A 251-nucleotide genomic window follows, 5' to 3' on the forward strand; every position below is an offset into this window, starting at 1 on the left:
CCACCCCCCCCCCCACCGGGGGGGGCGCGGCGCCGGGCACCCCGCGCCCCCGGGCAGAGCCAACGACCAGGCGGAACTGGCGCAGGTCCACCGGTTTGGTCAGGTAGTCGTAGGCCCCGGCCTTCAGCGCCTCGACCGCCTTGCCGCCATTCGGGAAGTCGGGGCCGATCGCGGCGTAATATTGCCCCTTGGCGCGGGTGAGCGGCGCGAGGATCTCGGTATACCAGCCGCCGCCGGGCCAGATCTCGACC

Annotated in this window: 1 pseudogene; it reads right to left on the bottom strand. The window is 74.1% G+C overall.

Annotated features, from left to right (window positions below):
* Nucleotides 1-251, bottom strand: a pseudogene (locus RVY79_RS20860) (hypothetical protein); the annotation flags it as partial.

Origin of the sequence: Chromohalobacter sp. HP20-39, assembly GCF_033052815.1 — a bacterium.
Taxonomy (GTDB): Bacteria; Pseudomonadota; Gammaproteobacteria; order Pseudomonadales; family Halomonadaceae; genus Chromohalobacter.